This window comes from Flaviaestuariibacter flavus, assembly GCF_004337505.1.
Lineage (GTDB): Bacteria > Bacteroidota > Bacteroidia > Chitinophagales > Chitinophagaceae > Flavisolibacter > Flavisolibacter flavus.
This window is the reverse complement of the sequence record NZ_SJZI01000048.1, coordinates 1-8,499: the sequence shown is the minus strand read 5'-3', so window position 1 is coordinate 8,499 and position 8,499 is coordinate 1. Positions and strand designations below refer to the sequence as shown.

At 50.4% G+C, this 8,499-nt stretch carries 11 protein-coding genes; 4 read left to right on the top strand and 7 right to left on the bottom strand.

Annotated elements, in window-relative coordinates; translation table 11 throughout:
- Nucleotides 1-108 precede the first annotated feature (108 nt).
- A complete protein-coding gene (locus EPD60_RS14030) occupies nt 109-1,074 on the top strand; it encodes an IS110 family RNA-guided transposase (RefSeq protein ID WP_131448483.1) in 966 nt (321 codons plus the stop codon).
- 47 nt (nt 1,075-1,121) lie between these two features.
- On the opposite strand, the gene EPD60_RS14025 is transcribed toward EPD60_RS14030, so the two are convergent.
- The 6 genes from EPD60_RS14025 to EPD60_RS14000 form a co-directional block, all read right to left on the bottom strand.
- Nucleotides 1,122-1,607 (bottom strand): hypothetical protein, encoded by a 486-nt coding sequence (locus EPD60_RS14025; protein WP_131450153.1) that lies wholly within the window; start codon nt 1,605-1,607, stop codon nt 1,122-1,124.
- Between the two features lie 149 nt (nt 1,608-1,756).
- On the bottom strand, nt 1,757-2,320 hold the full coding sequence (locus EPD60_RS14020; RefSeq protein ID WP_131450152.1) for a hypothetical protein: 564 nt from the start codon (nt 2,318-2,320) through the stop codon (nt 1,757-1,759).
- A gap of 168 nt (nt 2,321-2,488) precedes the next feature.
- Entirely contained in the window at nt 2,489-2,944 is a 456-nt protein-coding gene (locus tag EPD60_RS14015) for a hypothetical protein (protein WP_131450151.1), read from the bottom strand.
- 125 nt (nt 2,945-3,069) lie between these two features.
- A complete protein-coding gene (locus tag EPD60_RS14010; protein ID WP_131450150.1) occupies nt 3,070-3,555 on the bottom strand; it encodes a hypothetical protein in 486 nt (161 codons plus the stop codon).
- 101 nt (nt 3,556-3,656) lie between these two features.
- Complete coding sequence (locus EPD60_RS14005; protein WP_131450149.1) at nt 3,657-4,073, bottom strand: hypothetical protein; 417 nt, start codon at nt 4,071-4,073, stop codon at nt 3,657-3,659.
- Between the two features lie 118 nt (nt 4,074-4,191).
- Entirely contained in the window at nt 4,192-5,340 is a 1,149-nt protein-coding gene (locus tag EPD60_RS14000; protein WP_165871553.1) for a tyrosine-type recombinase/integrase, read from the bottom strand.
- A 265-nt stretch (nt 5,341-5,605) separates the two neighbouring features.
- On the opposite strand from EPD60_RS14000, the gene EPD60_RS13995 reads away from it, so the two are divergent.
- Both EPD60_RS13995 and EPD60_RS13990 read left to right on the top strand, forming a co-directional pair.
- Entirely contained in the window at nt 5,606-5,926 is a 321-nt protein-coding gene (locus tag EPD60_RS13995) for a hypothetical protein (RefSeq protein ID WP_131450147.1), read from the top strand.
- 45 nt (nt 5,927-5,971) lie between these two features.
- On the top strand, nt 5,972-6,643 hold the full coding sequence (locus EPD60_RS13990; RefSeq protein ID WP_131450146.1) for a hypothetical protein: 672 nt from the start codon (nt 5,972-5,974) through the stop codon (nt 6,641-6,643).
- 382 nt (nt 6,644-7,025) lie between these two features.
- On the opposite strand, the gene EPD60_RS13985 is transcribed toward EPD60_RS13990, so the two are convergent.
- Nucleotides 7,026-7,400, bottom strand: coding sequence for a four helix bundle protein (locus EPD60_RS13985; RefSeq protein WP_131450145.1), 375 nt, complete (start codon nt 7,398-7,400; stop codon nt 7,026-7,028).
- Nucleotides 7,401-7,972: 572 nt separating this feature from the next.
- Between EPD60_RS13985 and EPD60_RS13980 the strand changes: the two genes are divergently transcribed.
- Nucleotides 7,973-8,499: transposase (locus tag EPD60_RS13980; RefSeq protein WP_207896510.1), on the top strand; the 527-nt coding region annotated here is incomplete at its 3' end.

Genomic DNA, 8,499 nt, shown 5'->3' with positions numbered 1-8,499 from the left:
GTAGTTCAACTGAGCACCGGTTGCCGCCGGAGAGCTCGCGTGAAATTAGGATGGCTGCAGATGTGTAAAAATCACATTCCTCATTTTTAACCAAAGTGAAAGTACAACATGAAGCTTGTTTGCGGTATTGACGTCTCTAAAGACACCCTCGATGTTTATTACAATGATGACAAAGGAAGGACCCATTATACCAAGCTCTCCAACACCGCCTCCGGCCACCGCGAGCTGCTGGAAAAGTGCGGTGAGCGGGTATATGTTCTGGAAACCTCCGGGCCTTATTATCTCGCCCTTGCCTTTACCCTGAAGGAAGCAGGAGGCGACGTGCGGGTAGAAAATCCAATGGTCGTCAAGCGCTTTATCCAGATGAACCTGGAGCGTAACAAATCCGACAAAAAAGACGCCCGCTGGCTCTTCCGCTATGGAGTGGAAAGAGAAGCTTCCGTGTGGCGTGTGCCCTCGCAGGCGCAGCTCAAATGCAGCCAGATCGGGGCTTTGATCAATATGTATGTGCGTCAGAAAACCATGCTTCAAAACCAGTTGCATGCCCTCACCTACATGCCCTTTGCCGATAAGGAGGTCACAAAAAGCCTCAAAGCCTCTATTGCCCGGATCGAGCGGGAACTGAAAAAGCTGGAAGCGCAGATGGATGCAGAACTGAAGCAGTGGAGTGGCAACCAGATGAAGAACCTGCGCTCCGTGCCCGGCTTGGGCAAGCGCGCCGTGGCCACCCTCATCGTAGCCACCGACGGCTTTACCAAGGTCTCCAACTACCGCCAGCTCATTGCCCTGGCAGGCCTTGCACCCAGGGAGCACACAAGCGGCACTTCGATAAAGGGAAAGCGGGGAATCTGCAAAATGGGCAACGGCTACCTGCGCAGTGTGTTGTTCATGTGCGCGCTCACGGCCAAGAAATATAACGCCGCATGTAAGGATCTCTATGACCGACTAGTGGCCAAAGGAAAGCTGCCCTATGTGGCCCTCATCGCCGTGTGCAATAAGCTGCTCAAACAAGCATTTGCAATAGCTACAAAAGGAACGGTGTATCAGGCAGATTTTAAAAGCGCACTCGCTTAAAAAAACTCTTGGAAATAACCATAGTTCATGTTGGGCGCTGGCGTCGCCTAGCAGCCAGTTGCAGCCGTCACATTCATTCTTTGAATAATCTTCGTCTCCTTTTCAATCAAGATAGTGCCTTTGTGATACCAAACTTCCCCATCCTGCTGCCGTATCTCTTTAGTGTTGACAATAACTCTGAACCCACCGCCTTGATAGGTCTCTTTAATTGAGCTTCCATAAAACTCCTCGTTCTTTCGATTTGAGGAAACAACTTTCAGCCTAACAAGTTTTCCGCGCACTTTAATATATCCAAAACCTTCATAAGACGTCACCAGTAAGTAGTTCATTTTGTCAAGGTCCTTTTTCGAATATGCGAAGTAGCTACCACACCCTTCGATATCATTAGGTACCTTTTTGAAAGGTTCAATAATCAAAGTGTCCGCCTTTTGAAGAAAGCATGTTGGTATCATTACGTTCGGCTCAAGTCTAAAAGCCGATGCATTAAGTGTTAGAGAAAACAAAATGATAAACATTGCAGTTGGTTTGATCATATGAACTTTCGAATTTAGGACACCGCTAGCGCCCAACGACCAGGGCTTTGCGCTGGCCCCATGATTTTAGGAAATGATTTGAACTAAAGCAAGCGGGGCTAGCGCAACAGCCCCTGTTGGGCGCAGGCCCTCAAATTCGGAGTGATCGCCTATTTGACTCGTGTAAACTGAGTATTGGTCAGCCGCCCTTTTATGATAAAGGCAGTTGGCGAGTTCACGTCAGTAGTATAAGAATACTCGTCGGCTTTTTCAGACTTGACTAAGTCAAACGAACTTTTGTAAAAGGTGTCTATTGCACACATTATGAAAAGATCGTTGAGAGTATTTATGCTTAGTGTGCTATCGAAATCGCTTTTTAAATGGCTTGCAATCTCGCGTGTGGTTGAAGCTTCGACGAAGTAAGTGTTGTCCGAATCTTTGACTTTCAATCGAACGAATTGTGTTGTGTCTTTTGAAAAAATGTCAACCAACTCGAAGTCGTTGAATACAATCCGTCGACTCTTAAGAAATAGGTTTTGAAGGTCAGAGGTAAATCGAATGTCTGAAGGAGGGAAAACAATAGCGTTGTTTTCGTTTGCAAATTGAGCCAAGTCGACTTGCACAAGCGAATCTCGATTGACTTTTGAAGTGTTGTCCTCCCTTTTGTCGCCATTGCAAGCAAACAATGCAACAGTTATTGCAAGAACAGGAAATGTGAACTTCTGCGATTTCATTGCTTGTTAGTTTGGTGATTGTGCTTTAGGAAACGGCTTGCGCCCAACGGCCAGGGCTTTGCGCTGGCCGGACTGCTTTAGTGAAGATATGAACTTAGTGAAACTAGGCTGGCGCAACAGCCCATGTTGGCCGCAGTGCTCCGTCAGAGAGCCACACTAAAGACTTGCCTACTGTGTAACGCCAGAAGGTATTATCGGATTGTAAGATATAGGCGCGGTTGCTTCCTTTAATTTTTCTTTCTGCTTTTTCGATAAAGCTTTCTTCTTGCCGCCTAAAAAATGCCTCTTCAGCTCGGCCCCTCTCGTTCCAGCCTTCAAATGGATTACGTTGCTGGCGTCAATTCTCATTTTCTTAACCCTTTCGGAGGGTTTAAGTTGATCTATTTGCCTTCTCAAAGAATTTGGATCAACAAGATCTAGATTTCTTAGCTGATAAGACAAATTATACTTGAAAGTTGCGCCTTTTTCTCTCGAAAGCCGGTTCAGCCGGAGCAGTAAAGTTTTTCGTGTCAAAATTGAATTGCCATAGGCCAACCGTTTTTCATAAGGATGAGTCTTTTTCAATTCGGCTGAAATTCGGTGGTTTAAAACGCCCGCTGTTTGTAATTGCTTTTCGATATTCATGGTGTCACGGCATTGCGGCCAACGACCAGGGCTTTGCGCTGGCCGGTGACCTAAGATAACGTTTTGCTTTGAGACAGCAGGCTAGCGCAACAGCCCATGTTGTGCGCAGTCTGCCCTAAGGAAGGCTAGTTCTTTTTACGATTAAAGACGACCTCGCCACTATATGTTCCTAAGTCAATTTGTGTCGAGTCAATAAAAAGGATGATTAACTCAGTACTATCGTGAGAATTAAGTGGTTTAAAAACGAGCTTACTTCTTTTATCCGCTTTACCCTCTCTAGTAAAATCAAACGCGCCATCTGGTCTGCGATAATCCTTTTCTGGATCGGCAAGCCTTAAAAACCAAATATTTCGACTTGTCATTTTGCCATTGTAATACTCCATCAAAGTATCATTGCTTATCGTCATAGCAAATTTAGGGTCGGTTGAAAGCTCCCATTTCCCTTGCACTGACATACCAATAGTTCCATGATTCCTCTGAGCTTTAGCCGGAACTACTTTTGCTTCAATTTTCTGCTGAGTCGACGCTCGCTCTTCCGATTCAATTCGGTCCCCTACTGACGAAGTACAGCTTACGGCTAAAAGAATTATGACGAGATAGATTTTCTGCATTTAGGAAACGATTGCGCACAACGACCAGGGCTTTGCGCTGTGGCCGAGAATGAATGTACGAATTATCAGAGTGTTCGGAGGCCATAGCGCAACAGCCCATGTTATGCGCCGTCCCGCCGATCCTGAGACTCAAGAGTGTCACGGCTACTTTCCAATAGAAAAAGGCAATGTTCGATGCTCTCAATAGTCAAAGGACCATCGATCTCAGGATTATCCCATTCAAAAAGAACCTGCCCGACTACTTCGTCTGACTCGTCGTAGGTGAAATACTCCGACATATTTATTGCAAATGCAATGGTATTTAGACTCCCGAAGCTTAGTTTACCCGCTAAACTATCCTTACAAAGGGCAATTAAATGATTTCTCGTCACTGAAAAGCTTCCAGGATCGGCTATTCTTGATACTGTAACTGCGGTGACGTCACGAGAAGTCCGCTGCTGCGACCCAATCGTATCATTCGAAAGATCCTCCGCGGAGCTTTTTCCAAGAAAGTAATTCAATAAGGCTCGTTCAGTCATTGGTTGGTCCTTGGATGGCGCATAACATTAGCATATACGCAATTAGACGCTACCGCCCGTTCCGCAAATGCTTGAAAACCAAATATAATAAATCACGCAATATTTATTGCGCATTGCGTCAATCGTTCCAGTCAATTTGCTTGCGGCGCCAGAGATCGTCCAGCGGACTCTGGATCGCCACCAGATCGGCGCGCGCCACATGCAGGTAGCGCGTCGTCGTCTTGATCGAAAAATGCCCCAGCAGCTCCTGGATGTACCGCACATCCGCCCCCTTCTCCAGCAGGTGCGTGGCAAAAGAATGCCGTAGGCTGTGAAAGCTTACCTCCTTCCGGATCCCCGCACCCCGCCGCGCCTGCTGAAACACCTCCTGCGCACTCCGCACACTGTAGGGTAGCCCCGGCTCCCCGCTCTCAAATACATACACCCGCGGCTTCACCACGCACTTGCGGTAATACGACTCCAGGATGTCTTCCAGTATCGGGCTCAGCGTCACATACCGGTCTTTCTTCCCCTTGGCCTGCGCTACCAGTATCTGCCGGCGGTCGCGGTCAATGTGCTTCCATTGCAGCGCCACCACCTCGCTCACCCGCAACCCCGCGCTGTAGGCTGTAAACAGCAGGGCCTTGTGCTTGAAGTAGCCCACCGCGTTGAACAGCCGCGCCAGCTCCTCCTCCCCCAGCACCTTCGGCAACACCGTGCGCTTCTTCGGCCGTGGAATATTCACAAAAAAACGCTCCCGCCCCAGCACCTGCTCGTAAAAAAACTTCAGCGCGTTAATCCGGCTGTGGATCGTTCCCTCACTCAGCCCCGCCTCCAGCTGCCCCACCAGGTAGGCCTTCACCTCCTCCGTCGCCAGCGCCCCGGCCGGCCGGGAACCCAGCCAGTACAGCAATTGCAGGAATTCGTTGCGGTAAGTGCGGATCGTTTGCGGGCTGTACGCCTTCAGCTTCAGGTGCTCCTCAAAGCGCGCCAGCGCCTCCCGGTTTTCGGCACACAGCTGCCCCGCCGCCCCCCGCCGTCGGTGCGGCGACTCCAGATAGGCCTTTAGCCGCGCAGCGTCCAGCCGGCAATGCGTCCCCAGCGCCGCCCGCACCCGGTCGTACTCCGGCCGCACCAAGTCCAGGTACCAGCAGCGCTGCGTCCGGCTCCAGCGCACGCCCGGCAGCGACCGCACCCGGGCCTCCACGGGGCTGCCCCGGTCAAACCGGATCCCCATCCGCTCCGCACCACGGTGGTAAAACGCATCCAGCACTACTACGGGCAACATTCCCCGAAGCTCCGTCAACGCAACCGCCCCACCATGGGATTTTGCCCATCGACACCGTTGTTTTTCCCGACAGGAAAACCTGCATTTCTGCCCGGACAGGGTAGCGTCCAACCCTTCCCGGAAAGGAAATCGCCCCGGCCATTTGCTTCTATCGAACTGATTTTCAATGCCACATACGCACCGGTACGCGGAAGCATCGTCGAATGCCCCTGAAGCGCCACCACCTGACATTGAAGCAGTGACACCTGACATTGAAGCAGTTCACATGGACATTGAAGCAACGACACCTTACATTGAAGCGGGGAGGCCGGACATTGAAGCAGCGCCTTATGGGATTGAATCCGGCACCGCCCGCATTGAACGACAGCAACCCGACAATGAAGCAGGAACCACCAACATGGAAGCACAGCCGGGAAACATTGAACCTTCAACCGAAGACATTGAAGCAGCAACCGGGAACACAGAACCGACACCGGCACTTCTACAGGGTCAGGCTTCGAAAAATTTGTATTCTTCCATAAGGCAATATATCTTTAGTGAAACCACTGCAAAACACCCGGCTGCCTGCGAAAAGCCCCCCATGTAAAACGCCTGAGCAACAATCTTTTTTTCACCCTAAAAATCAATTCGTATGAACGCAAAACAAGATGCTCATTACGACATGTTTGAGCAGGTAGAAAAATGCCTCGGCGACAACCGCTCCACGATCGACAGCATCACGGCACTCCGGCGTCATGCCAACCGCTTCAACCAGGTAGTCCAGAGCATTGGTGTCGCCTCCGGCCGCCGCCAGGCCATCGGCAACAGCGGCGGCGCCAAAATGTCGGCCCGCGAAGTGCTCGCCGACAACCTCGAATCGGCCGGCAACGTCATCGCGGCCTGGGCCTCCGAAACCGGAAACGAACGGGTAGGCAGCATCGTCAAACACACGCACAGCAGCTTTATCCGCATGCGCGATTCCGACCTCAAGATCACCGCCGGCGTCTACCAGCAACTGGTAACCGAACATGCCTCCGGGCTCGAGCCCTACGGCTTCACCGCCGACATGAAAACGGCGCTCGACGCCGCCGCCGGCGCCTTCAATGAAATGAAGTCCGCCACCCGCTCCGGCGTCAACGACCGCAAGATGGCCACCCAGCAGGTCGCCACCCTCTTCACCACCGCCAACAAGCTCCTCCACGAGCAGATCGACCGCCTCGTGCGGGCACAGAAAAAGAACCACCCCGAATTCGTGGCAGCCTACGAAGCCGCCCGCATCATCGTGGATGTGGCGCGACGCTCGCGCCCGGCCACCGAAGCTTAAAAAAAGCCTCCCGCCGAAACGGGAGGCTTTTCATTTTGGTTGGAGAATGGGGAGCAAATGATCACAGAATACATGAATACATGATTTTAGAGGTATTACAACCCTAATGTATTCATGTATTCATTTGCTCTGTAATCATGTAATCAGCAATCCTTTCCAGCAAGGGATCGCTCCCGGCTAAAAGAGAATGGGGAGCAAATGATCACAGAATACATGAATACATGATTTTAGAGGTATTACAACCCTCATGTATTCATGTATTCATTTGCTCTGTAATCATGTAATCAGCAATCCTTTCCAGCAAGGGATCGCTCCCGCCTAAAAGAGAATGGGGAGCAAATGATCACAGAATACATGAATACATGATTTCAGAGGGGCATGATCATGCCAAAGACGACTTACCATTACCGGAAGCGGTTTTGGCGCTGGCCACGAAGATGGAGATAAGCTCGTTGTTTTCGGCGAGGAGCGCATCGAGCTCGGTGGGCGCAAACCAGGCTACCTGTTCTACGATGCGCAATGACATATAGGTTTCGCGCAACTCTTTCAGGCCAACCTTCATTTTGTGCAAAAAGTCGGCTTTGCTTTCCGCGCCTTGCGCTTCACCGTATTGCCGCGCCGGAGCGTTGCCGCTACGCAGCAACTGGTCGGACAGGTGCCGGCCGGCCGGTGTTGCCGGCATCCGCCCGCACAAGGAAATAATTTGCGCAGCAAAACGGATCAGGCGTTCTTCCAGGCGTGCAGACTTGTCATTCATAGTCGGCTCTTTTCCTGCAAATTCGAGTCTCTTCGCCACGCTGCCTTGTTGTTTTTCCCACCACCGACTGTTATTTTCCTACCCTCCTATAATCATGCGCTTCGTCATGTAATCATGTATTCATTTGTTCTGTGCTCATGTAATCTGCCATCCTTTAAAGTCAGGGCCGGAGGCGCCGGAAGAGAATGCAGAGCAAATGATCACAGAATACATGATTACATGATTTTAGAGGTAGTCCCCTCATGTAATCATTTGCTCATTTGCTCTGTGATCATGTAATCTGCAATCCGTTTCAGCAAGAGATCGCGCTGGCCGGAAGCGAGCGACGAGCAAATGATCACAGAGCAAATGACTACATGATTATAGAGGTGGATCCCTCATGTAATCATGTATTCATGTATTCTGTGCTCATGTAATCTGCCATCCTATAAAGTCAGGGAATCGGTACCGGATGCGAGCGAGGAGCAAATGATCACAGAGCAAATGAATACATGATTTTAGAGGAGTATCCCTCATGTAATGAGTATGCTCAATAAAGTGTGTCAATTTAAAACTGATTAAATTGATATACGATGGAAAAGAAATCATTTGATTTTGATGCTTTTGTAAAGGAGGCTGGTGAGCAGCTTCGCTCCGGCAAGCCTTTAGTTGGAGCGGAAGGTGTTTTTACGCCGCTTTTAAAGCGCGTTATTGAAGCTTCTTTAGAAGGTGAGATGGACGAGCACCTTAAGGAGAAGAAAAGGCCGGGCGGCAACCGGCGCAACGGCCACACACAAAAAAATATACAAAGCTCGTTGGGCGGCTTTGATATTTTTTCTCCCCGCGACCGCGACGCCTCCTTCGAGCCACAGACAGTGGCCAAGCGTCAGCGGGTCATCTCCGAGGATATGGACCAGAAGATCCTGAGCCTGTATGGCATGGGCCTGTCTTATTCAGACATTCAGAAGCACCTGAAGGAGATTTATGACTTCGACATCTCGGATGGCACGCTGACGGCCATTACCGACCGGATCATCCCGGCGATCAAGGAGTGGCAGAACCGGGTACTGGAGAGCGTTTACCCGGTGGTGTGGCTCGATGCCATCCACTTCAAAGTCCG